Origin of the sequence: Nonomuraea sp. B10E15, assembly GCF_039871615.1 — a bacterium.
Classification (GTDB): domain Bacteria; phylum Actinomycetota; class Actinomycetes; order Streptosporangiales; family Streptosporangiaceae; genus Nonomuraea.
This window is the reverse complement of sequence record NZ_JBDPMB010000001.1, coordinates 304,506-327,808: the sequence shown is the minus strand read 5'-3', so window position 1 is coordinate 327,808 and position 23,303 is coordinate 304,506. Positions and strand designations below refer to the sequence as shown.

Annotated in this window: 17 protein-coding genes; 7 read left to right on the top strand and 10 right to left on the bottom strand. The window is 71.5% G+C overall.

Going from position 1 to position 23,303, the window contains the following annotated elements:
- Positions 1–119 precede the first annotated feature (119 nt).
- From ABGB14_RS01535 to ABGB14_RS01520, 4 genes are read left to right on the top strand one after another with little or no spacing between them, the layout of a single operon-like run.
- Positions 120–3,176 (top strand): ABC transporter permease, encoded by a 3,057-nt coding sequence (locus ABGB14_RS01535; RefSeq protein ID WP_347641673.1) that lies wholly within the window; start codon positions 120–122, stop codon positions 3,174–3,176.
- Positions 3,173–5,767, top strand: a complete 2,595-nt coding sequence (locus ABGB14_RS01530) for an FtsX-like permease family protein (RefSeq protein WP_347641672.1) — start codon at positions 3,173–3,175, stop codon at positions 5,765–5,767. The genes ABGB14_RS01535 and ABGB14_RS01530 overlap by 4 nt, the downstream gene beginning before the upstream one ends.
- Complete coding sequence (locus ABGB14_RS01525) at positions 5,764–6,690, top strand: ABC transporter ATP-binding protein (RefSeq protein ID WP_347641671.1); 927 nt, start codon at positions 5,764–5,766, stop codon at positions 6,688–6,690. The genes ABGB14_RS01530 and ABGB14_RS01525 overlap by 4 nt, the downstream gene beginning before the upstream one ends.
- Positions 6,683–7,375 (top strand): ABC transporter ATP-binding protein, encoded by a 693-nt coding sequence (locus ABGB14_RS01520; protein ID WP_165974647.1) that lies wholly within the window; start codon positions 6,683–6,685, stop codon positions 7,373–7,375. The genes ABGB14_RS01525 and ABGB14_RS01520 overlap by 8 nt, the downstream gene beginning before the upstream one ends.
- A 92-nt stretch (positions 7,376–7,467) precedes the next feature.
- Here the strand turns inward: ABGB14_RS01520 and holA are convergent, their stop codons facing one another.
- The 10 genes from holA to ABGB14_RS01470 form a co-directional block, all read right to left on the bottom strand.
- Positions 7,468–8,439, bottom strand: a complete 972-nt coding sequence (holA, locus tag ABGB14_RS01515) for a DNA polymerase III subunit delta (protein WP_347641670.1) — start codon at positions 8,437–8,439, stop codon at positions 7,468–7,470.
- Between the two features lie 307 nt (positions 8,440–8,746).
- Positions 8,747–11,341, bottom strand: a complete 2,595-nt coding sequence (locus ABGB14_RS01510; protein WP_347641669.1) for a ComEC/Rec2 family competence protein — start codon at positions 11,339–11,341, stop codon at positions 8,747–8,749.
- 1 nt (position 11,342) lies between these two features.
- Positions 11,343–11,888, bottom strand: coding sequence for a ComEA family DNA-binding protein (locus ABGB14_RS01505; RefSeq protein ID WP_347641668.1), 546 nt, complete (start codon positions 11,886–11,888; stop codon positions 11,343–11,345).
- Between the two features lie 868 nt (positions 11,889–12,756).
- Complete coding sequence (locus ABGB14_RS01500) at positions 12,757–12,978, bottom strand: hypothetical protein (protein ID WP_347641667.1); 222 nt, start codon at positions 12,976–12,978, stop codon at positions 12,757–12,759.
- A 251-nt stretch (positions 12,979–13,229) separates the two neighbouring features.
- On the bottom strand, positions 13,230–13,604 hold the full coding sequence (locus ABGB14_RS01495; protein WP_347641666.1) for a helix-turn-helix domain-containing protein: 375 nt from the start codon (positions 13,602–13,604) through the stop codon (positions 13,230–13,232).
- A gap of 214 nt (positions 13,605–13,818) precedes the next feature.
- Positions 13,819–14,100, bottom strand: coding sequence for a DUF6597 domain-containing transcriptional factor (locus ABGB14_RS01490; protein WP_347641665.1), 282 nt, complete (start codon positions 14,098–14,100; stop codon positions 13,819–13,821).
- An 80-nt stretch (positions 14,101–14,180) separates the two neighbouring features.
- On the bottom strand, positions 14,181–15,002 hold the full coding sequence (locus ABGB14_RS01485; RefSeq protein ID WP_347641664.1) for a DegV family protein: 822 nt from the start codon (positions 15,000–15,002) through the stop codon (positions 14,181–14,183).
- A gap of 13 nt (positions 15,003–15,015) precedes the next feature.
- Positions 15,016–16,224, bottom strand: a complete 1,209-nt coding sequence (hutI, locus tag ABGB14_RS01480) for an imidazolonepropionase (protein WP_347641663.1) — start codon at positions 16,222–16,224, stop codon at positions 15,016–15,018.
- A 487-nt stretch (positions 16,225–16,711) separates the two neighbouring features.
- Positions 16,712–18,124: a GTPase HflX gene (hflX, locus tag ABGB14_RS01475; protein ID WP_347643109.1), complete on the bottom strand. Its 1,413-nt coding sequence runs from the start codon at positions 18,122–18,124 to the stop codon at positions 16,712–16,714.
- 84 nt (positions 18,125–18,208) lie between these two features.
- A complete protein-coding gene (locus ABGB14_RS01470; RefSeq protein WP_347641662.1) occupies positions 18,209–18,901 on the bottom strand; it encodes a DUF4097 family beta strand repeat-containing protein in 693 nt (230 codons plus the stop codon).
- 162 nt (positions 18,902–19,063) lie between these two features.
- On the opposite strand from ABGB14_RS01470, the gene aceB reads away from it, so the two are divergent.
- The 3 genes from aceB to ABGB14_RS01455 are packed head-to-tail and all read left to right on the top strand — an operon-like array spanning position 19,064 to position 23,302.
- On the top strand, positions 19,064–20,641 hold the full coding sequence (gene aceB, locus ABGB14_RS01465) for a malate synthase A (protein WP_347641661.1): 1,578 nt from the start codon (positions 19,064–19,066) through the stop codon (positions 20,639–20,641).
- A gap of 37 nt (positions 20,642–20,678) precedes the next feature.
- Positions 20,679–22,115 carry an FAD-linked oxidase C-terminal domain-containing protein gene (locus ABGB14_RS01460; protein WP_347641660.1) on the top strand — a complete coding sequence of 479 codons (1,437 nt, stop codon included), beginning with the start codon at positions 20,679–20,681 and terminating at the stop codon, positions 22,113–22,115.
- Positions 22,115–23,302: an FAD-binding oxidoreductase gene (locus tag ABGB14_RS01455; RefSeq protein ID WP_347641659.1), complete on the top strand. Its 1,188-nt coding sequence runs from the start codon at positions 22,115–22,117 to the stop codon at positions 23,300–23,302. The genes ABGB14_RS01460 and ABGB14_RS01455 overlap by 1 nt, the downstream gene beginning before the upstream one ends.
- The last annotated feature ends 1 nt before the right edge of the window (position 23,303 follow it).

Genomic DNA, 23,303 nt, shown 5'->3' with positions numbered 1-23,303 from the left:
AGTTTCGATATCACACGGGCGTCGCCGCCTCGTATCGGCTCCGTCACCGTTGCGAAGATCACCTTGCTCTCCCTCCCGCGGGTGCCCGACAGTGCAGCTAAACAGGCAAAGGGGGGCACATGCGGGGGCCGTTGGTCGTCAAACGGGCGTTCAGCGAGCCGCTGCTCCTTCTGGCCGCGTTCGGGTCTATCCTGCTGGCCACCACCACGCTGGTCGCGCTGACCATGTACGCCTCCTCCATCGCCGAGGCAGGCGTCCGCAGGACGATGGAGACGGCGTCGTTCGAGCAGACGGCCGCCACCATCAGCGCGCCCGTGACCGCGGAAACGTTCCCCGCCTTCGACCGGTCCGTACGCGCCCAGCTCGACCGGGCCTACACCAGGCCCCCGGCCATCACCACCAGCTTCCGCTCCGACTCCTACGTGATGCCCGGCCAGGAGGGCGAGGAGCGGCCCGAGCTGCTCAGGTTCGGCAGCCACGACGCGATCGACCGGCACGCCAGGCTCATCTCCGGCGCCTGGCCGCGCGACGGCGGCGACCACGTGCAGGCCGCGATCTCGTTGTCGGCCTCCTCGGCCACCGGCTTCGAGACGGGCGACGAGTTCACCACGCGAGGCCGCCTCGACCCGCGCCCGGTCGAGGTCCGCGTCGTCGGCGTCTTCCAGCTCAACGACCCCTCCGGCGCGCGCTGGGCCGGAGAGCAGTTGCTGGCCAGGGGCGTGGACCGCGGCGACTTCACCACGTACGGGCCGATGATGGTGGCGCGCGAGACGTTCATCGCCCGCTTCGCCAGCAACGTCAACGCCACCTGGACCGCCGTCCCCGACCTGAGCGCGCTGACGCCCGAGCAACTGCGCCCGATGGCCGCCGCGCTCGGCCAGGTGGGCGAGCGGCTGAAGGCGGACGGCTGCGACCGCTGCACGGTCACCGGGCACCTGCCCGAGATGCTCACCCAGCTCGACACCGCGTCCCTGGTGGCCCGCTCCACCATGCTGATCCCGGTGCTGCAGCTGCTGTTGCTGGCCGCGTACGCGCTGATGCTCACCGCGCGGCTGCTCGCCGACCACCGGCGCATGGAGGTGGCGCTGCTGCGCTCGCGCGGCGCGGGCACGACGCGGCTGGCGAGCCTGGCCGGGGGCGAGGCGCTGCTGGTGGCGGTGCCGTGCGCGATCGCCGCGCCGTTCCTCGGCCCGCCGCTGCTCGCCCTGGTCAACACGCTGCCGTGGATCAGGTCCTCGGGCGTGCGGCTGTCTCCCACGGCCGATCTGGGCACGTTCCTCGTGTCGTTCGGCGTGGCCCTGGCCTCGGCGGTGCTGCTCCTGTTGCCGGCGCTGGCGGGCGCGCGGCGCACGTACGTGGAGGAGCAGTCGGCGCGCGGCCGCAGCGGCGGGCGCGGCCTGATCGAACGTGCGGGCGCCGACGTGGCGCTGCTGGTCGTGGCCGGGCTGGCGATCTGGCAGCTCCAGCACTACGGCGCGCCCGTGACCGCGACGGCGGGCGGCGGGCTCGGCATCGACCCGCTGATCATCTCAGGGCCCGCGCTGGCCCTGCTCACGGGCGGCATGCTGGGGTTGCGGCTGGTGCCGCGCATCTCGAAGCTGGCCGAGCGGCTGACCTCCCGGCGGCCCACACTCGCCCCCGCGCTCGGCGCCTGGCAGGTGGCCAGGCGGCCGCTCAGGTACGCGGGCCCGGCGCTGCTGCTGACGATGGCGATCGCGATCGGCATCGTCTCCCTGGCCACCGCGTCCACCTGGCGCACCTCACAGCTCGACCAGGCACGCCACCAGGCGGGGGCTGACCTGCGCCTGTCGGGTCCCGCCGACGGGCCGGAACTGGGGTCGCTGGGGCGCGGGACGGCGTTCACCGCGCTGCCGGGCGTGACGGCGGCCTCCCCCGGCTTCCGCGGGCAGACCGAGGTGGGCGGCGAGAGCGCGGTGCTGATCGGACTCGAGGCGAGCAAGCTCGGCGAGGTGTTCCAGCTGCGGCCCGACCTGTCCGCGAAGCCGGTCACCGACATGTCACGCGAGCTGGAGGGGACGCACGCCGACCGGCTGGAGCTTCCCGGGCGGCCGACGACGCTCACCCTCCGCGCGAAGGTGGAAGCCGACCTGCCGCTGCGGCTGGTGCTGTCCGACGGGCTCGGCGTCTGGCGCGACGTGCCGCTCGGCGTGCTGAAGCCCGGGGACAACCGCGTGGAGGTGAGCCTCAAGGCCCTGGCGGGGCAGAGCGGGAAGATCACGTACCCGGTCGCTCTGCGCGGTCTCGTCGCCGGCGCGCACGAGAGCACCGCGAACCTGACGCTGACCGGCCTGAGCGTCGACGGCCGCGAGCTCGCGACGCCCCAGATCTCGATGGAGGAGGACGACGCCCGTCCGGCCGTGGCCACCTTCGGGACCCGCCGGGAGGCGCCGCTGCCCGTCGTGCTCACGTCCGACCTGGCCGCCTCGCTCAAGATGGCCGTCGGTCAGGTCGGGCGGGCCAGCATCGACCGCAGGGTCCTGGAGATCAAGGTGGTGGCCGTCGTACAGACGATGCCGACGACCACCGCCGGCCAGCCCGCGGTGCTCGCCGACTGGGAGACGCTGCAGACGAGTGACCTGGCCGCGGCGCAGCTGCCCAGGCCCGCGACCGAGTGGTGGCTCGCGGCCGACGACACCTCGGCCGCGGTGGGGGTGCTCAAGAGCCGGCCGGAGTGGGACGTCACCCCGCTCGACCAGCGCGCGCTGACCGCCCAGCTCCAGGACGACCCGCTGGCCAGCGGCCTGCAGGGGGCACTGATGCTCGGGTTCCTCGCGGCGCTGGTGTTCGCGGCGCTCGGCTTCCTCGTGAACGCGGCGGTCGCGGCGCGCGAGCGGATGGCCGAGTTCGGGATCCTGCGGGCGCTCGGGGTGAGCTCCCGGCAGGTGTTCGGGATGCTGGCGGTCGAGCAGGCGTTCGTCATCGGCCTGTCCCTGGCGGCGGGCACCGGGCTGGCCGTGGTCGTCGGCACGCTGGTCGTGCCGCACATCGTGCTGACCGGGCAGGCCTCGGCCGTCACGCCCGGAGTGCTGCTCGACATCCCATGGGCCGCCACCCTCGCGATGTTGCTGCTGGTAGCGGCGGTGCTGCTCGCCATCGTGGCCGGCCTGGCACGCAATCTGCGCAGGCAAGGGCTCGTCCTCCGGGAGGAACAGTGAGGATCCCGCTGCTCGCGCGGGTGCACCTGGGCACGGTCGCCGTGCTCTCCGTGCTGACGATCAGCGCCTGCCTGCTGATCGCGGGCCTGCCCAGGGGGATGCAGGCCTCCTTCGACCAGGCGCTGCGGCGCTCGCTGAGCACCGCCGCCGCCCAGCAGGCCGACCTCACCGTGGCCGTGACGTCGGACTCGAATGAGGACGATCTCCACCACCGCGACCAGTTCACCGCGCGCGACCGCGAATGGCGCGACCTCCTGCCTCCAGGGCTGCGCCCGCTGATCACGCCCGAGGGCACCGGCTCCAGCCACATGAGCGCCAAGACCACCCTCACACCGATCACCGGGACCAGCGGCACCAAATACATCAACCTCGGCTGGCTGTCCGACGCCGGTCAGCGCGTGACCTGGGTCCAGGGACGGCCCCCCGGCAAACCCGGCACCACGCGGTACGACGGCGAGACGATCCCGGTGTTCGAGGTCGGGGTCGTGACGGAGGCCCTGCGGGAGATGGACCTGCGGGTGGGCGACACGAGAACGCTCGGCGAGAACGACTACGTCGCCGTGAAGATCGTCGGCGCCTTCGAGGCCAGGAACCCCGGTGACCGCTACTGGGACCACAACCTCGACATCCTGCGCGTCACGAAGATCCAGCCGCCGGGCTCCCTCGACTTCGAGAAGCACATCACCTCGCTGATGTCCGACGACGGGCTGACCGCGCTCAGCGGCGAAGGACGCCACCTGGCCTACCACTGGGTCCTGCCCATCGCCGCCACGACGGCGAACGCGCTGGACGTCCCCGCTCTCACCACCGCGATCTCCGACTTCGACCGCCTGATCGGCATCCAGGCGACCGGCACCGTCAGCCCCTACCGCCTGATCACCGGGCTGCCCAAGCTGCTCGGTGACTTCCGCGCCGGGCTGGCCACCGCCGAGACCGTGATGTACCTCGTGCTCGGCGGCCTCCTCGCCGTCGCGCTCGGCGTCCTCGTGCTGGGCGCGCAACTGCTGGCCGACCGGATGGAGCCCACGCTCACGCTGGCCCGCGCCCGCGGCGGGTCGCTGCGCCAGGTCGCGGGCACGGGCGCGGCACTGACCGGGCTGGCCGTGGCGCCCGCGGCGCTGGCCGGGTACGCGCTGTCGTACCTCGTGCCCGGCCCCGTGCTGCCGATCGTGCACGCCGGGCCGGTCCTCGTCATCGTCGTGACCGTCGGCTACGCCGCCACGCGGCTCGCCTTGACCTACCGCACGCCGCTCCACGAACGCCGCGACGACGTCGCCACCGCCCGGCCCTCGGCCAGGCGGATCACGCTGGAGGTGCTGGTCGTCGTGCTGGCGCTGGCCGGGGCCTACCTGCTGCGGGCGCGCGGGCTGGACGACTCCGCGGGGCAGGACCCGTTCCTGCTGCTGGTGCCGATCGCGCTGACGCTGGCGGCCGCGCTGATCACCCTGCGCTGCTACCCGTACCCGCTGCGCCTGCTCGTACGGCTGACCGCGCGCGGCCGGGCGGCCGTGCCGTTCCTCGGGCTGACCCGGGCGGCCAGGGCGCGCTCCGCCAGCGTGCTGCCCGTGCTGATCATGCTGCCCGCGCTGGGCGTGTCGGTGTTCGCCGCGGTGGTTTCCGACGGGATCGCCGGCACGCAGACCCGGGCGTCATGGCAGCAGGCAGGCGCGCCGATCAAGATGACGTCGAACATCGAGATCCCGGCCGCGGCCATCGAGCGGGTACGCGGCGCGGCAGGCGTGGAACAGGTGGTGCCCGCGCAGACCGCCCGCGTGCAGGTCGGCTACGGCGCGGAGCGGGCCGAGGCCATCGCCGTGGACGTGGCGCAGTGGCGGCGGCTCATGGGCGATGCCCCCTTCGACCTGCCCGCCCTGCCCAGCGGCGCGCTCGTCTCCCCCGAGTTGCAGGGGCGGGGCACGTTCGAGATCGGCTGGCAGTCGCGGGTGAAGCTCGCCACGCGCGGCGTGATCGAGTCGGTGCCCGGCTTCTTCACCAAGGGCAAGTTCCTCGTCGTGCCCATCGACGTGCTGACCCGGCCGGCGGTGAACACCCTGCTGATCAAGGGGGACGCCTCCGTCGACGATCTGGAACAGCTGGTCCCGTCGGCAACCGTGGTGTCCCAGAAGGGCACGCTGCGGGCCATCCAGGACGACCCGCTGACGAGCACCGTACGCTGGACCATGGTCGTCGTGACGGTCGCGCTGGCCGCGTACGCGCTGGTCGCCGTCGTGCTGGCGCTGGTGGTCGGGGCGGCCGACCGGGCCAGGGCGGTGTCGTTCCTGCGCACCCTCGGCCTGTCGGAGCGTCAGGCGCAGCGGCTGACCGTGCTGGAGATCCTGCCCATGATCATCGTCACCGCGCTGGTCGGGCTCGGCCTGGGCCTCGGCCTGCCCGCCGCGCTCGGGCCCGGCGTCGACCTGTCCTCCTACGCCGGCGACCTGCCCGTCGGCGACTACGCTCTCGACCCGTTCCTGCCGAGCGCGCTGGCGGCCGGGCTGGCCGCCGTCGCCGTGCTCGGAGCCTACGCCCACACCGCCGTCAGCCGCCGCCGCAGACTCGGCGCCGTCCTTCGAGTGGGAGACCTCACGTGAACCCGACCCTGTCCGAGCTGGAAGCGAAGGCCACGCGGCAGAAGGCCGCGTTCGGCGGCGACGCGCACATCGTGTGCGACAATCTCGTGCGCATCTACAAGACCGAAGGCGTCGAGGTCGTCGCGCTGCAGGGCCTGGACCTGGTGATCGACAAGGGCGAGCTGGTGGCCATCGTGGGCGCGTCGGGCTCGGGCAAGTCGACGCTGCTCAACGTGCTGTCCGGGCTCGACGTCCCGACGGCCGGGGTGGCCAGGGTGGCGGGCATGGATCTGCTGTCGATGAACGCCCGCGCCCGGCTGCGCTACCGGCGTTCCGTGGTCGGCTTCATCTGGCAGCAGACGGCCCGCAACCTGCTCCCGTACCTCACCGCCAAGGAGAACGTCGAGCTGCCGATGAAGCTGGCCGGCGGCAGCGGGCAGCGGCGGGAGCGGGCGGGCGAGCTGCTGGAACTGCTCGGTGTCGGCTACTGCGCCAACCGCAAAACTCCCGAAATGTCGGGCGGCGAGCAGCAGCGGGTGGCCATCGCCGTCGCCCTCGCCAACTCCCCCCAGCTCATCCTCGCCGACGAACCGACGGGCGAGCTGGACAGCGAGACGTCGGAGCTGGTGTTCGACGCGCTGCGCAAGGCCAACAGGGAGCTGGGCGTGACCGTCGTGGTCGTCACCCACGACCCGCTCGTGTCCGAGCAGGTCGACCGGACGGTGGGCATCCGCGACGGCCGCACCAGCAGCGAGACGCTGCGGCGCGAGGACGCCGAAGGGCAGATCATCGCCGAGGAATACGCCGTACTCGACCGGGTGGGGCGCCTGCAACTCCCGCGCGACTTCATGAACGCCCTCGAGATGGAACGCCGCGTACGTCTCGAGCTCGAATCCGACCACATCGGCGTGTGGCCCGCGCGAGAGGAGCCGTCAGGTGAGTGAGTCGCCCTTGGTCGTGGTGGAAGGGGTGCGCAAGGTCTACCGGAGCGGGCCCAAGGAGGTCGAGGCGCTGCGGGACGTGTCGTTCTCGGTGTTCCCCGGAGAGCTCGTCGCGATCCGCGGGCGGTCGGGGTCGGGCAAGACGACGCTGCTCAACCAGATCGGCGGCCTGGACAAACCGGACGCCGGACGGGTGGTCGTGGACGGGCACGAGGTCACCGCCATGTCCGACGACGAACTGCTCGCCCTGCGCAGGGACGTGGTGGGATTCGTCTTCCAGTCGTTCGGACTGATCCCCGTGCTGTCGGCGGCCGAGAACGTCGGGGTGCCGATGCGGCTGGTGCGCATGCCGGTGAAGGAACGCGAGGAGCGGATCCGGATGTTGCTGGCGCTCGTCGGGCTGGAACAGCACGTCAACCAGCGGCCGTACGAACTGTCCGGAGGGCAGCGGCAGCGGGTGGCGATCGCCCGCTCGCTGGCCAACCGGCCGCGCCTGCTGGTGGCCGACGAGCCGACCGGGCAGCTCGACTCGCAGACGGGACGGCAGATCATGGAGCTGCTGCGGGCACTCGTTCGGAGCGAAGGGGTCACCGCCCTGGTCGCCACCCACGACCCGAGCCTCATGACGCTGGCGGACCGGGTGCTGGAGATCAGCGACGGCGTGGTCCGCGAGGAGGCCCTCACCTGAACGCCGGTGACGATCACCGGCGTGCGGCTGGCCACGATCACCGTCCCGCCCGCGCCGCCGCCCCGGCCACATACCGGCAACGCCGGTGACGATCACCGGCCCGTGCGGCTGGCCACGATCACCTGCACCGTGTGTTCGAGCGCGTAGGCCGGGTCGGCGCCGCCGCCCTTGACCTGTTCGTCCGCATCGGCCACCGCCTGGATGGCCTTCGACAATCCGTCGGGCCCCCACCCGTTCAGCTGCCGCTTCACCCGGTCGGCCTTCCACGGGGGCATGCCGACATGGCTCGCCAGCTGACCACCCCGCAGGCTGCGCGGCGCGCCGGCGACCTTGGCCAGCGACCGCAGCCCACCCGCCAACGCGCTGACCAGCAGCACGGGGGCGACGCCGGTGCCGAGCGCCCACCGCAGTTGTTCCAGCGCCTCGGCCAGCCGCCCTTCGATCGCGGAGTCGGCGACGTTGAAGCCGGTGACCTCGGCCCGGCCCTTGTGGTAGCGCGCCACGGCGGACGCGTTGATCGTCTTGCCCTCGGTGTCGAACACCAGCTGGCTGCAGGCGGCTGCCAGCTCCCGCAGATCATTTCCCACGGCGTCGAGCAGCGCGGTGGCGGCGTCGCCGGAGATGCTCCGCCCCGCACGCTTGAACTCCCCCTTGATGAACTCCAGCCGCTCCCCCGTCTTGGTCACCTTGTTGACGGTGATCACTTGGGCCTTGGCCTTCTTCACCCCGTCGACCAACGCCTTGCCTTTGACCCCTCCCGGATGCGCCAGCACCATCACGGTGTCGTCGGAGGGCTGCTTGGCATAGGCCACGACCTCGGCGATGACGTCTTTCGGCAGATCCTGCGCCGACCGGATCACGATGACAGACCGGCCGCCGAACAACGACGGGGAGGTCAGCTGCGTGAGCTCGCCGACCGACACCTTGCCGCCCAGGAGGTCATGCACCTCGGACTCGCTATCGGCGGCCCGTGCCGCCGCGACGAGCCCGGTCACCGCCCTCTCGGCCAGCAACTCCTCATCGCCGACAACCAGGGTCACAAGCGCTGGATCGGTTCCCGCCATGGGGGAAGCATGCCAGACGCCAGGGACAACCAGGTATTCGCCGCAGCGACGCCGGGGAGGCCACGGTCCCAACGTCGTACCCGGCCTGCGAAAGGGCGGCCTCACCCGGCAGAACGAAGCCCCATCCGCACAAGCTCGACCCGTGCGGCACATGACGCCGGGCGCCTCTGCCGGGGCTCGCTCTCGCCGGGAGAGACCACGCGCCACCCGCAGGAAGCCCGACCCGAAGCAGCGCATGACACCGCCCACTTACCGAAGGCGTGTCCGAACCAGAAACGGGACGCTCCCGGCCCGGCTGCGTGCGCCATCAGGGTGCCGGGCCGCGCGAGAGCACGGCCATGCCACCTTCCCTCTCCACCACGGCGAGATCCCCTGAGTGGTCGGTCCGGTAGACGGCCGCGCCGAGCGTGCGCAGCAGGGCGAGCGTGGACGGCGCCGGATGGCCGTAGTCGTTGTCCTTCCCGACGCTGATCAGCGCCGCTCGAGCGCCCACGGCCTCCAGGAAGGCGGGTGACTGCCTGTTGGATCCGTGGTGCGGGATCTTCAGGATGTCGGCCCGGACCGCGGAGCGGCGCAAGACCTCTTCCTGGGCCTCGGTCTCCAGGTCGCCGCCGAGCAGCACGGAGCCCGATCGCCAGCGTACGTGGAGCACCACGCTGGAGTTGTTGATCGCGCTGCCCTCGCCGTGGCCGGCCACCTCTCCGGAGGCCGGCTCGGGAGCGAGCACGGTCACCTCTGAGGGGCCGAACGTCCAGCGAGTCCCCGGCGCAACCGTCCATTCCGGTATCCGGCGCCTCTCCAGCGTGCCCGAGACGCGTGCGGAGGCACGCGCCATGGCCCGCTGCGGGCTGACGACCACCGCGCCGACACGCCGGTCACGGAGCACTCCGGGCAGGCCGCCCACGTGGTCGGCATGCGGATGGGTGAGGACGAGCAGCGGAACGTCGTCGACGCCGAGGCCGCGCAGGCACCGGTCCATCGCGACCGGGTCGGGCCCGGTGTCCACCACGACCCCTCGTCCCGGCCCTGCCGCGACGACGATCCCGTCGCCCTGGCCCACGTCGCACATCACCATGAGCCAGCCCTTCGGCGGCCAGGGCGTCGCGATCGGCCGGATCACCAGCACCGCCACCAGAGCGGCACCGGCCGCCGTCAGCACGATCGCCCGCCAGGCGCGACGCCGCAGGATCAGTGTCCCGGCCGCCGCCGCGAGCGCGAGCAACGCCAGCCCGGGAAGGCCGCCCGGCCACGGCACGGTGGCGTACGGCAGGCCCACCGACCATAGGGCGACCGTGATGATCCAGCCGACCGCGTAACCGGCCGGGACCACCAGGAACCGTGCCCCGTCAAGCCATACGGGGGCCACCAGGGCAGCCCCGAAACCCAGCAGGGTCGCGGGAGCCACCGCCGGAGCCACGAGGAGGTTGGCGACGAGAGCGACGGGAGTGAGCTGTCCTGACATCAACACCAGAACCGGTGTCACCGCCACCTGCGCCGCCGCCGGCACGGCGATGGCCTCGGCGAGCCAGCGCGGCAACCGCACCCGCGAGCGGGGCTCAGCCCTCCGCCTGCCAGATGCTCCTGAGCCGTTGCCCGCGTCGGGAACCGGCCCGTCACCCCGGTCCCGCCCCGCCGGGTCGCGGCGATCGCTCCCCGGGCCACCGCTCGGCGAGGCCGCGCTGTGCGGTCGCGGCTCCGCGACCGGGCCCTGCGGCGGTGCGTCTCCCTCGTCCTGCTGGGCCGCCGACAGTCTGTCGCGCCAGCGAGGGGCGAGGAGGAGAATTCCGGCGGTGGCGGCCACCGAGAGGGCGAAGCCGTAAGACCTGGCGAGTTCGGGGACGAAGAGCACCAGCAGGAGGACCGTTGCCGACAGGGCCGCGAAACCGTCTCGTGCCCTGCCGGTGCCCAGCGCGACCGCGGCGGCCAGGCCCATGAGGAGAGCACGCAGGACGCTCGGGGACGGGCGGGCCACCACGGCGAACGCGAGCATGGAGAGCGCGGCCAGGACGGCGCGTACGGGCAGCGGGAAGCCGAACAGACGGGAGAGAGCCAGCATCGCACCCGCGACGATGGCCAGGTTGGCCCCGCTCACCGCGTTGAGGTGGCTCAGGCCCGCTTCTTTGAAGTCGGCCGTCACCTGCGGGTCCATCCGCGAGACGTCGCCGACGACCAGGCCGGGGAGGAGGCCGCGCTGGTCGGGAGGGAGCACGTCGGCGGCGGACCGCAGGCCCGACCTGAGGGCGCCCGCCGCTGTCTGGAGCTCCGACGGTGGCGTCAGGACCCGCGGCGGGCCGCGTACCAGGAGGACGGCCGCCACCAGGTTGCCCGCGGTCGGCATGGCGAGCCGGCCGGTGACCTCGAGATGCTGGCTGGGGAGGAGCGGGGCCCAGGCTGCCCCGCTGGAGAAGACGGTGACGGGGACGTTGACGGCCATCCGGCCCTCGGCCGTGCGGATGATCGTCAGGGTTGCCGGGGTCACGTAGCTGTCCGGGCCGAACGGGATGCTCTGGCTGGTTCTGCGTCTCGGGTCGTCCGTCAGCACGATCCGGGCGGTGACGAAGGCGTTCGCGGCCGCGAGTTCGGCCACCGGACCGCTGGTCACGGCGTGAACCCTGAAGGCGACCGAGCCGGATGACGCGGCCGCGCAGACGAGGGTGGCCAGGATGACACCGCGCCACGCGGCCGGCCCGCCGGCGGAGCGTCCGTCCCGTCGTCCGGGGAGTGAGCGGGTGTGCCAGGCCACGGCGGCGGCGCCGAGGGCCGCGACCAGGGCGACGGCCGTGCTGATGCGCGCGGAGCAGCCGAGCAGGATCAGCGCGCTGGCCCAGGCGGCGATCGCGGGGAGCAGCAGGGGCCAGGCGTGGCTCTTGCCCGTGACGGGCGGCAGCGGGTGGTCGGTCATGTCAGACGCGCACCTTCGGCTTGATCTCGTCGAACTTGCGCGGCCCTATGCCGCTGACCTCGCGGAGCTGGTCGATGGAGGTGAAACCGCCGTGGGTGGTGCGGAACTCGGCGATGCGTGCCGCCAGCACCTCGCCCACGCCCGGCAGCTCTTCGAGCTGGTCCGGTGTGGCGGTGTTGAGGTCGATGACGCCCCCGGCAGGGCCCGTGGTCGGCGAGCCCTGGGCCATTGTGCCGGGAGGTGCGCCCACGACGATCTGCTCTCCGTCGATCAGGCGTCTGGCGAGGTTGAGAGAGTCGAGGGACGCTCCTCGTGACACTCCCCCGGCCGCCGTCACCGCGTCCGTGACTCTGGCACCCGAGGGGAGCAGGTAGACGCCAGGCTTACGGATCTTGCCCGCCACGTGGACCGTCACCTTGGGCGCGGTGGGGGTCGTGGACGGGGTCGGCGACGACACGGGGGTGGGTGGTGGGAGCGGCGCCGGCGAGGGCTGGGATCGCCAGACGAAGAACGCCGCGACGGCTACGGCCAGGGCGCCCACGGCCACGAGGACACGCAGACCGGGCCTGCCGGGATCGAGGGCAGGGCTCTGGGACGCAAGGGCCGCCCGGAACGCCTGGAATGTCGGCGGAACCGGGGCGGGCCCGCGCTGCCGTGCGGTCTGCTCGGTCTGTGTGGGCTGTCCAGACTTGGGCTGTCCGGATCGTACGGGCCCTGCGGGGCGGGCGGCTTGTGAGCGGGGTGACAGCTGAGGCTGTGGAGGGCCGTAGGCAGAGGCGAAGGACCACGGTGGCTCAGGAGCCAGGTCGAAGGCTCCAGACGCCTCACGGGCCTCACTGGCGCTCTCCACGATCCGCGGCTCGCCGGACGCCCTGAGGAATCCGCCGGCGGCCTCGTGAGGTTCGGGGAATCTGTCGTCGTTCCGTGGCTCGTCAAGGAGCCTCTCAACGGGCTCACGGACACCGTCACGCGGCTTCCCAGGAGAATGGTCTCCATCGACGGACCGCGGTGCCTGAGGGGAGAAGCCGTGGGAGCCGGTGGCGTAAGGCATCCTGCGACCGTCGGCGGGGTTGCGTGCCACCCTCGCGGGCCGGCGGCGGGTGCGGCGGGATGGGGTGGCGATCGAGCGCAGCCGGGACTCGGCGATGACTCGTTCGGCCGTCGGATCGGGGGTTCGCACGCAGGTGAAAGTAGAGGTGCGGGCGGCCGTGCCAGGGGACCGAGCCGCGTTCTGTGGACGACGTCGGCGGCGGGGAATGGGTTGTGGACAACGCTGGGGTCGCGAGCTCGGCGCCGGTGGACGGAGGGTGCACGGCCGAGCCTGTACGAGCGATCCCGGAGGGCCCGACCTCGCGGCGGCTGGGCGGACCCGCTCCATCCGGGTCCGCCACGCGCGTGATCAGACGGCCACCGCGCTAGCGGCGTACTCGGAACCTCAGTTGGCATCCTCCCGGCCCCGTAGGACCGGGATTCCAGCCGTCGACGAAGTGGTACGGCGCCTCGGGATGCCAGCCCTCGGGTTTGGGCCGGTGGGACACCACGACCACGTGGTCGCCCGCGGGCGGATGCCCCTCCCATCCGTTCGTCAGGTCGAACAGGTTGCGGCCCATCACGCTCGTGCCGATCGCCTCCCACATCGCCCGGACGTATCCCGCCGATGCTTGTGAGACCTTGAAGGCGCTTCCCGTTCCTGAATGGTCGTACTGCTGGTCCGCACCCTCGGTGATCAGGGTGTCCCCGCTGAAGTACCAGTCGTGGAGTGGAGTGGCCCGACGTCGTCGTTCTCGTCGGCGATGAAGCCGTCCACCGATACCACGTTGTGCATGATGACCGTGCCCACAGACTCCCCCTCGAGTCGCCTTGCGCATTCGTCCCCGATCTTGCCGACTCAGGGCGCGGCTGGGCTTGTAAAAAATCCATCAGCGGGCATCGGACCACTGTCCGGCGGGGACCCCTGCTCGGCGGGGAACCTGCGCCGCAGGGTCAGGCATTGCGCCGGGGTGTGGCCGGTGAAGTCCTTGAACTCCCTGCTGAAGTGGGCCTGATCGAAATAGCCCGCCGCCTGGGTGAGCTCCGACCAGTCAACCGGACGCAGGGCGTCCACGGAGACGATCAGGCGTGCGAAGCGATAGATTCGCGCCACCCGCTTCGGGGTGACACCGACATGGGACTTGAACTGCGTGGCGAGGTGATTGCCGCTCACTCCCGCGGCATCCGCCAGCGCGCTGACCGGGACCACGCCATGGGCGGTCTCCAACCGCATGCCTGCGCCGGTGGACCAGGCGCAGACCGCGCGACGGCGCATCGGCGAGTCGTGATCGCAGTTCCTCCTCCACCAGCCGCAGCGTCCGGGTGGTGGATGCGAGGTCGCCGAGGCGGCAGCGCATCCTGTCCAGAGCCCGTTGCCAGACGGCGTCGACCGGCACCCATCGGTTCCGCAGCTCGGTCACCGGCCCATCGACGAACGGCGAAAGCCCTCAAGGCTTGAAGTGCACTCCGACGAGCCGCACCCGTGTGGGGTACTCCAGCAGAAAACGCCTGGTCCATAAGCCCATGAACCACCTATCGGTGAACACTGCGGGCGGCACCGAAGGGTCGGAATCACGCAGGCGGACGGGCCCGCCCAGGTTGACGAACAGGTGGGCCGACGGCATCGGCGGGACGTTCATCCTGCGGTGGCTCGGCACCCCCGTCAGGCAGTGGATGTCATCGATGAACCGGTCGAGCGGCGGGGCGGGCACTCGGCCGACGTAGTCCATGGACTCAGTGTGGCCGACGGCCTCCCTCACCATCGGATGTGAGCCGCACGGACCACTACCGGTGCGCCGTCCCGCCGACGTCAGTGGTCAGCGTGCCGGAGAGCGGCGACGGTCAGGCCGAGCATGCCGGGCCCCACGTGGGCGCCGATCACCGCTCCCACCTCGATCACCCGGGACTCCGCCGGTGACGGCATCCGCTTGGACAGCCGCTCGGCCAGCGCCCGGGCGCGTTCCGGGGCCTGCAGATGTTGCACCGCCACCTCCACCGGCCCTTCACCCGCCGCCTCCACGGCCAGGTCTTCGAGCCGGGCGATGGCGCGCGACGAGGTGCGGACCTTCTCGAGGAGGGAGATCCGGCCGTCCACGATGTGGAGCAGCGGCTTGATCATCAGGGCCGAGCCGAAGAGGGAGGCCGCTGCGCCGATGCGGCCGCTGCGGCGCAGGTAGTCGAGGGTGTCGACGTAGAAGAACGTGCGGGTGACCGCCACGCGGCTGCGGGCGGCCGAGGCCACTTCCGCCAGGGAGGCTCCGCCGGCGGCGGCGCGGGCCGCCGAGAGGAGCGGGTAGCCGAGGCCCATCGCGATCGAGCGGCTGTCGACCACCTCCACCGGTACGGGGGCGTCGGAGGCGGCCGCCAGGGCGGAATCGGCGGTGCCGGACATCGCGGCCGAGAGGTGGACCGACACGATGCCCGTGGCGCCCGCGGCGGCCAGGGAGGCGTAGCAGGAGGCGAACGTGGCGGGCGCGGGCCGGGAGGTGGTGGCGGAGGCGAGGTCGCCCGTGAAGGAGCCCTCGTCATGAGCCACTCCCTTGGCGATCACCTGCACGGGTACGACCGTGACCAGCGGCACAGGCGGCAGGTAGGCGGTGGAGTCGGTGACGACGGCGACCGTGGGCGGCATGTGCCGGGGTCAGTTACTGGACAGGGGTGCCACCCCGCCACACCCGGCGCGGCTGGAGGCCGAAGGACCAGGCGAAGGCGCCCTCGTGGTCGGCGTCCCACTGCACGATGTCGGCCAGCCGGCCCGGGGCGAGCACGCCGCGGTCGGGGGCGCCCAGGACGGTGGCGCCGCCGAGGGTGGCCGCGCGGAGCGCGTCGTTGACGCTCATGCCGAACGCCGACACCGCCATGGCGATGACGAGGGCCATCGAGGTGATGCCGCAGTAGCCGGGGTTGTGGTCGCTGCCGAGCGCGATCTGCACGCCGTGCTTGATCATCTGGCGGACCGGCGGGAGGTGGCCGCGCTGCAGGGCGGTGGCGGGGCAGACGACGGCGGGCACGCCGTAGCGGGACATGATGGCGATGTCCTCGTCGGACATGTGGTGCAGCCCGTCGGCGGAGGCGCAGCCGAGCTCGGCGGCCAGCTGGACGGCGCCGCGGCGGCTGTACTGGCCGGCGTGGATGCGCGGCAGCAGGCCGACGTTGCGGCCGGAGGCGAGGACCCAGCGGGACTCCTCGGTGGTGAAGTGGCCCTCGTCGCAGTAGACGTCGACGCTGTCGGCGCCCGCGGCGGCGGCGTCCGCGCACCAGGAGCCGACGGCCTCGACGTATTCGCGCTGCCGGCCGAAGTATTCAGGCGGGACCACGTGCGCCGCGAGGAAGGTGACGTGCACCCGCGGCATCATCGGCTCCTTCTCCAGCTCGCGCAGGAGCCGCACGTCGGCCAGCTCGCCGTCGCGGGTGAGGTGGTAGCCGGTCTTGGCCTCGACGGTGGTGGTGCCGCCGAGCAGCCAGTCGCGCAGCCGCTCGCGCACGCCGTTGCAGAGCGTCCATGGGTCGGTGCCGCGGGTCACGGTGACGGTGGAGCCCACGCCGCCGCCCGCCGCGGTGATCGACGCGGACGTGGAGCCGCCGGTGCGGATGGCCAGCTCGGCGTAGCGGTTGCCGGCGTAGACCGGGTGGGTGTGGGCGTCGATGAGCCCGGGCGTGACGAGCGCGCCACCCAGGTTTTCGACGTGGTCGACGTCGACGATGTCGTCGACGACTCCGGGCACCGTCTGCGGCAGGTCGGGCGCTCGCCCGACCCACGCGATGCGGTCGTTGTGCACGAGGATGGCGGCGTTGCTCAGGACTTCGTTGCCGGTCCAGAGACGGCCGATGTTGGTCAGCAGCCGAACGGTCACCGCATCACCGCCCCGGGAGAGCTTCTGCCCGTTTCCCGGCATGGCCCCAGCGCCCAGCGCACGGCCTGCGCCGCGCCCACTGAGTCCGCTCCGGGTCCGGACGACATGGGGGGTCTCCTGCTCTAGTCCGCGTCATGCTGTGCGGTGACCGTATCGCCGGAGACATGATCCGGCGATGTCAGTTCAGTTACGTTATTTCACAGGCTGGGCCGGTGTACAGGCTTATTCGGAAGAAAGACCACTGATCCCATCCGTCACCCAGCCCTGCCTCGTCCCCATGGCCCCCGTTGACGACATCCACACCACTGGTCATCATCAGCAACCCAGAACCCGAACCCAAAAATGCAGACCAACGTTAGGTCTGGCCAATGGTAGCAACCCCAGGGTGCGGGGACCACTGCCGCTTTTGGGCAGCTCTGCGCGCTTTATGGCGAGAGCTGCCCAACCGCTCCGCGATATACCGGCGCACGCCGGCCGCCCCAGGGCTCTAGGAGACGCGCTCGACCGGCTTGCCCACCCGCTCGAGCTCCTGCGACAGGCTCGGCAACACGCGGGCGTGGAGGATCGTGCCGTCCTCGACGTGCTCGACGGAGAGCACCTCGCCCTCCTTGTGAGCGCGCGAGATCAGGTCGCCCCTGTCGTACGGCACCAGGAGGTTGACCTCGTGGTCGAGCCGCGGCAGCTCCTGGTCGATGAGCGCCATGAGCTCGGGGATGCCCTTGCCCGTGCGGGCCGACACCACGATGCTGTCGCGCTCGCGCCGCAGGATCCGGTCGACCACTTCCCGGTCGGCCAGGTCGGCCTTGTTGATCACGACGATCTCGCGGATGCCGGAGGCGCCCTCGATGTCGGCGAGCACCTCGCGCACGGCCGCCAGCTGACCCTCGGGGTCGGGGTGGGAGCCGTCGACGACGTGCAGGATCAGGTCGGCGTCGGCCACCTCTTCCAGCGTGGAACGGAACGCCTCGACGAGCTGGTGCGGAAGGTGCCGGACGAAGCCGACGGTGTCGGCGATCGTGAACAGCCGGCCCTCGGGCGTGCGCGCCCTGCGCACGGTCGGGTCGAGGGTCGCGAACAACGCGTCCTCCACCAGCACGCCCGCGCCGGTGACGCGGTTGAGCAGCGAGGACTTGCCGGCGTTGGTGTAGCCGGCGATCGCCACGGCCGGGACCTCGCGCCGCTGGCGCTGGTAGCGCATGGTGTCACGCGAGGTGGACATGCTCCCGATCTGGCGCCGCAGCTTGGCCATCCGCTCGCGGATGCGCCTGCGGTCGAGCTCGATCTTGGTCTCGCCCGGGCCGCGGCCGCCGATGCCGACGCCGCCCGCGGCGCGACCGCCGACCTGGCGGGACAGGTTGCCACCCCAGCCGCGCAGGCGGGGCAGGAGGTACTGGAGCTGCGCCAGCTCGACCTGGGCCTTGCCCTCGCGGCTCTTGGCGTGCTGGGCGAAGATGTCGAGGATCAGCGCGGTGCGGTCGATCACCTTGACCTTGACCGTCTCCTCGAGCTGGCGGAGCTGGCCAGGGGTCAGCTCGCCGTCGCAGATCACGGTGTCGGCGGCTGTCGACTCGACCACGTCGCGCAGTTCGAGAGCCTTGCCCGAGCCGATGTAGGTCGCCGGGTCGGGCTTCTGGCGGCGCTGGATCAGGCCGTCGAGCACCTCGGACCCGGCCGTCTCGGCCAGCAGCTTGAGCTCCAGGAGCGAGTTTTCCGCGTCCTCGACGGTGCCGGAGGTCCAGACGCCGACCAGGACGACCCGCTCGAGCCGCAACTTCCGGTATTCGACCTCGGAGACGTCCTGCAGCTCGGTGGACAGGCCCGCCACGCGGCGCAGTGCCTGGCGCTCCTCGAGGTCCATGTCGCCGGTTTCGTACGCGTCGAGCGTGGAGTATTCGTGCATTCGTGTCATCTCTATGAGGAAACGTCTGGACACCACGGTGTCTTCCCACGATGGTGGCATGACATCCCTGGCGCAATCACCTGGTTATCCCGGTTCCACATCGACGTTGCCCGAACCCGCCGACACCGAGATCTTGTGCGGCGAGGAGCCGTCGTTGTCGACCTTGACGTTCTCGTCGCCGGATCCCACATCGGTCGTCACGGCGTACTTGCCCGCGGGCACGATGAGCCTCGTGTCGCCCGAGCCGGTTTTGAGCCGCGCGTCATCCGGGGCGCTGCGGTATTTGAGCTCGATGTTCCCCGACCCCGCCTCGGCGTACACCTTCTTGCCGCCGAGCCCGGCCGCGTCGACGTCGCCGGAGCCGACCTTCACGTCGATCATCCCGGTCAGGTCCCTGAGCGTGATGTTGCCCGAGCCTGCCTCGAGATCGACGGCCAGCCCTTTGGGGACCTCGATCTTGTAGTCGACGCTGCAGTTGCCGAAGGCGGACGGGCAGTCGTAGGTGACGAACAGCCCCTCCCCCTCGACCTTGTGCTCGGTGGTGGGCTTGTCGTCGCCGCTCCAGCGGAGCGTCTCGGTGACCCGGACGGCGGTGCCGCCGGTCTCCGTGATCACGGTGTCGCCCGCGCCGCTCTCGAGCCGCAGCTTCGTGACCTTCTCCGTCACCTGGTACGACGCCGTGTCCTGCTCGGTCGGGCCTCCGATCTTCGCGAGCCCGCACCCGGTCAGCGCCAATGCGGAGGCCAGCAGCCCGCCCGCGATCGCCATCGTTCTCATGCCTCGCATCCTTTCGCGGCACGGCGCCCGCCCACATCGGGGATGCCCCGGACGACCCCCCGGGGGAACCCCGTCTTTGACCGGGAAAGGACCATAAGGGTAGCGTCGATTCCATAATCCAGAAGTCGTTTTCCACATCGCGAAAAAGCGGAAAGGGGTCCCATGGAGATCACCGGCCCGATGCTCGACCGGTTCGACGAGATCCTCACGCCGGAGGCGCAGGCGTTCGTGGCGGCTCTCCAGCGCGAGTTCGACGCCAGGCGGCTGGAGCTGCTGGAGGCCCGCCAGACGCGGCAGGCGGAGTTGTCGGCCGGCGCCATGCTCGACTTCCTGCCGGAGACGAAGGAGGTCAGGGAGGGCGAATGGCAGGTCGCCGCCCCGGCGCCCGGCCTCGAGGACCGCCGCGTCGAGATCACCGGACCCGTCGACAAGAAGATGACCATCAACGCGCTCAACTCCGGCGCGAAGGTCTGGCTGGCCGACTTCGAGGACGCCAACTCGCCGCTCTGGGAAAACTGCGTGAGCGGCCACATCAACCTGCGCGACGCGCTCGACCGCGCGATCGACTTCGAGTCCGGCGGCAAGACGTACGCGCTGCGCCCCGACGACGAGTTGGCCACGATCGTGGTGCGGCCGCGCGGATGGCACCTGGACGAGAAGCACGCCCAGGTCGACGGGCGCCCGGTCGCGGCGGCGCTGTTCGACTTCGGCCTCTACTTCTTCCACTGCGCCCAGCGGCAGCTCGACAAGGGCAAGGGCCCGTACTTCTACCTGCCCAAGATCGAGTCGCATCTGGAGGCGCGGCTCTGGAACGACGTGTTCACGCGGGCGCAGGAGCTGCTCGGCATCCCGCACGGCACGATCAGGGCGACCGTGCTCATCGAGACCTATCCGGCGGCGTTCGAGATGGAGGAGATCCTGTACGAGCTGCGCGACCACTCCGCGGGGCTCAACGCCGGCCGCTGGGATTACCTGTTCAGCGTGATCAAGAAGTTCCGCACCAGGGGCAGGGAGTTCCTGCTGCCCGAGCGGAACGCGGTGACGATGACCGCGCCGTTCATGCGCGCGTACACCGAGTTGCTGGTGCGGACGTGTCACAAGCGGGGTGCGCACGCGATCGGCGGGATGGCGGCGTTCATCCCCTCGCGGCGTGACCCCGAGGTGAACGCGGTGGCGCTGGAGAAGGTGCGGGCCGACAAGACGCGCGAGTCCGGTGACGGGTTCGACGGGTCGTGGGTGGCGCACCCCGACCTGGTGCCGGTCTGCCGGGAGGTGTTCGACGGCGTGCTGGGGTCGCGGCCCAACCAGCTCGACCGGCTGCGCGAGGACGTCAGCGTGTCCGCCGGCGAGCTGCTGGCGGTCTCGGAGACGCCCGGCGAGATCACGGAGGCGGGACTGCGCAACAACGTGGACGTGGGGCTGCGCTACCTCGCCGCCTGGATGGGCGGGCAGGGCGCGGCGGCGATCCACAACCTCATGGAGGACGCCGCGACGGCCGAGATCTCGCGCTCGCAGATCTGGCAGTGGATCCACAACGACATCGAGCTCGCCGACACGGGCGCGCGGGTGACGAAGGATCTGGTCGAGCGGATCATCGCGGAGGAGCTGGCCGAGATCGCGCAGGAGCCGGGCCACGACGAAGGGCTGTACGCCCAGGCCACCGCGCTGTTCAAGGAGGTCGCGCTGGATGACGACTTCGCGGAGTTCCTGACTCTTCCGGCTTATGCTCAAATGCCATAGAAAAGGCAGATATCAACAGGAAAAGGGGGGATCGGTGATGGAAACGCTGATAGCGGCGCTGCGGTCGCTGCTGCCCCACGACTCGGTGATCACCGATCCCGTACGCCTGCGCACGTACGAGTGCGACGGCCTGACCTACCATCGGGCGACCCCCGGCGTCGTCGTGCTGCCCGGCACGGCCCAGCAGGTCGCCCGCGTGGTGCGCCTGTGCAACGACTTCGGCGTGCCCTTCGTGGCCAGGGGCTCGGGCACCGGCCTGTCGGGGGGCGCGCTCCCCCGCGAGGACGGCGTGCTCATCGTCACCTCGAAGATGCGCGCGATCCTGGAGGTCGACCTCGCCAACCGCAGGGCTGTGGTCGAGCCGGGCGTCACCAACCTGGCGATCACCGAGGCCGTGCGCGACCAGGGCTACTATTACGCCCCCGACCCCTCCAGCCAGCAGATCTGCTCGATCGGCGGCAACGTCGCGGAGAACTCCGGCGGCGCCCACTGCCTGAAGTACGGCTTCACCGTCAACCACGTCGAGGCCTGCGAGATCGTCACCCCCGACGGCGACCTGGTGACGCTCGACCGCATGGACCCCGGCTATGACCTGCTGGGGGCGTTCGTCGGCTCGGAGGGCACGCTCGGCATCGCCACCAAGATCACGGTACGCCTCTGCCGCGCGCCCGAGTCGGTGACCACGGTGCTGGCCGCGTTCGAGAGCATCGAGCAGGGCGGCGAGGCCGTCTCGGCGATCATCGGGGCGGGGATCGTGCCGGCCGCGATCGAGATGATGGACGCGCTGGCCATCGAGGCGGCCGAGGCGGCGGTGGCCTGCGCCTATCCCGAGGGCGCGGGCGCCGTGCTCATCGTGGAGCTCGACGGGCCCGCCGCGGAGGTGGAGCGGCAGTTCGCCCAGCTCAGGGAGATCTGCTCGGGCGCGTTCGAGCTGCGCGTGGCGGCCGATCCCGCCGAGCGGGCGGCGATCTGGAAGGGCCGCAAGTCGGCGTTCGCGGCCGTGGGGCGCATCAGCCCGGCCTACATCGTCCAGGACGGCGTGGTCCCGCGCACGTCGCTGCCCGGCGTGCTGGCCGCCATCGACCGGCTCTCGGCCGAGCACCGGATCAAGGTGGCCAACGTCTTCCACGCGGGCGACGGCAACCTGCACCCGCTGGTGTTGTTCGACGACGCGGAGCCTGGCGCGGGCGAGCGGGCCGAGGTGGTCTCCGGCGCGATCCTCGACCTGTGCATCGAGCACGGCGGCTCGATCACGGGCGAGCACGGAGTCGGGGTCGACAAATCACGCTATATGCCGAGGATGTTCAGCGAGGACGACCTGGACACCATGCAGCTCGTCCGGTGCGCGTTCGACCCGCGGGGCCTGGCCAACCCGGGCAAGGTGTTCCCTACGCCGCGGCTGTGCGGCGAGGTGCCGGGCGTGCGCAAGGGCGTGCACCCGCTGGTCGAGTCGGGGAAGGCGGAGCAGTTCTGATGACCCTGGCGGCGACCGGCGTGACGGTCAGGCGGGCCGGCGAGAAGGACGCCGTGGGCGGCGTGGTCCCGCGCTGGGTGGCCCTGCCCGAGACGGTGGAGGAGATCTCGGCGGTGCTGCGGGCCTGCGCGGAGCAGGACCTCGCGGTGGTGCCCGCGGGCGGCGGCACCAAGCTGCACTGGGGACACCCGCCCGAGCGGTGCGACGTGCTGCTCGACATGTGCTGCATGAACGAGATCATCGAGCACGCGGCGGGCGACCTCGTGGTCCGGGCGCAGGCGGGCGTCACCATGGACGCCCTGGCCGCCGCGCTCGCGGACAAGGGGCAGGAACTGGCGCTCGACCCGCCGTTCGCGGAGCACACGACGGTCGGCGGCACGCTCGCCACCGCGACCGCGGGCCCGCGCGCCTTCCGCTACGGCACCGCCCGCGACCTGCTCATCGGCATCACCGTCGTGCTGCCAGACGGCACCGTCGCGAAGTCGGGCGGCAAGGTGGTCAAGAACGTCGCCGGCTACGACCTCGGCAAGCTCTTCACCGGTTCGCGCGGCACGCTCGGCGTGATCGCCGAAGCGACCTTCCGCCTGCACCCGCTGCCCGCTCAGCGGCTCTGGATCGTGACCGGCACGAAGGTCGCCGACCTCACCGGCGAGACGTTGCGGCGCCTGGCCGCCTCCCAGGCCGAGCCCTCCGCCGTGGACATCGACTGCCTGGACGGCCGGTACGCGACGATCGCGGTGCTGGTGGAGGGGTCGGCCGCCGGGCAGCGGGCGGAGGCCCTGCGCGACGTGCTCGGCGACGGCACGATCACGGCCGGGCCACCGGACTGGTGGGGGCTGATCCTCACGGACGACGTGCTGCTGGAGGTGCGCTTCCCGCCCGCGCGCACGGTCGAGACGCTGGCCGCGGCAGGCGAGAGCGGGTTCTCCTTCCGCGGCTCGCCGGTCACGGGACAGGCCTATCTGGAGCTCTGGGGCGACGTCTCCGAGGAGGAGCTGACGGCCGCCGTCGACCGGCTCAGGGCGCGGATCGAGGCGCTGGGCGGGCGGCTGACCGTTCCCGCCTCGCCGTACGAAGGGGTCGACAGGTGGGGGCAGGTGAGCACGTTGCCGCTGATGCGGCGGGTGAAGGAACGGTTCGATCCCGGGCGCAGGATGTCCCCCGGCCGGTTCGTGGGAGGGATCTAGC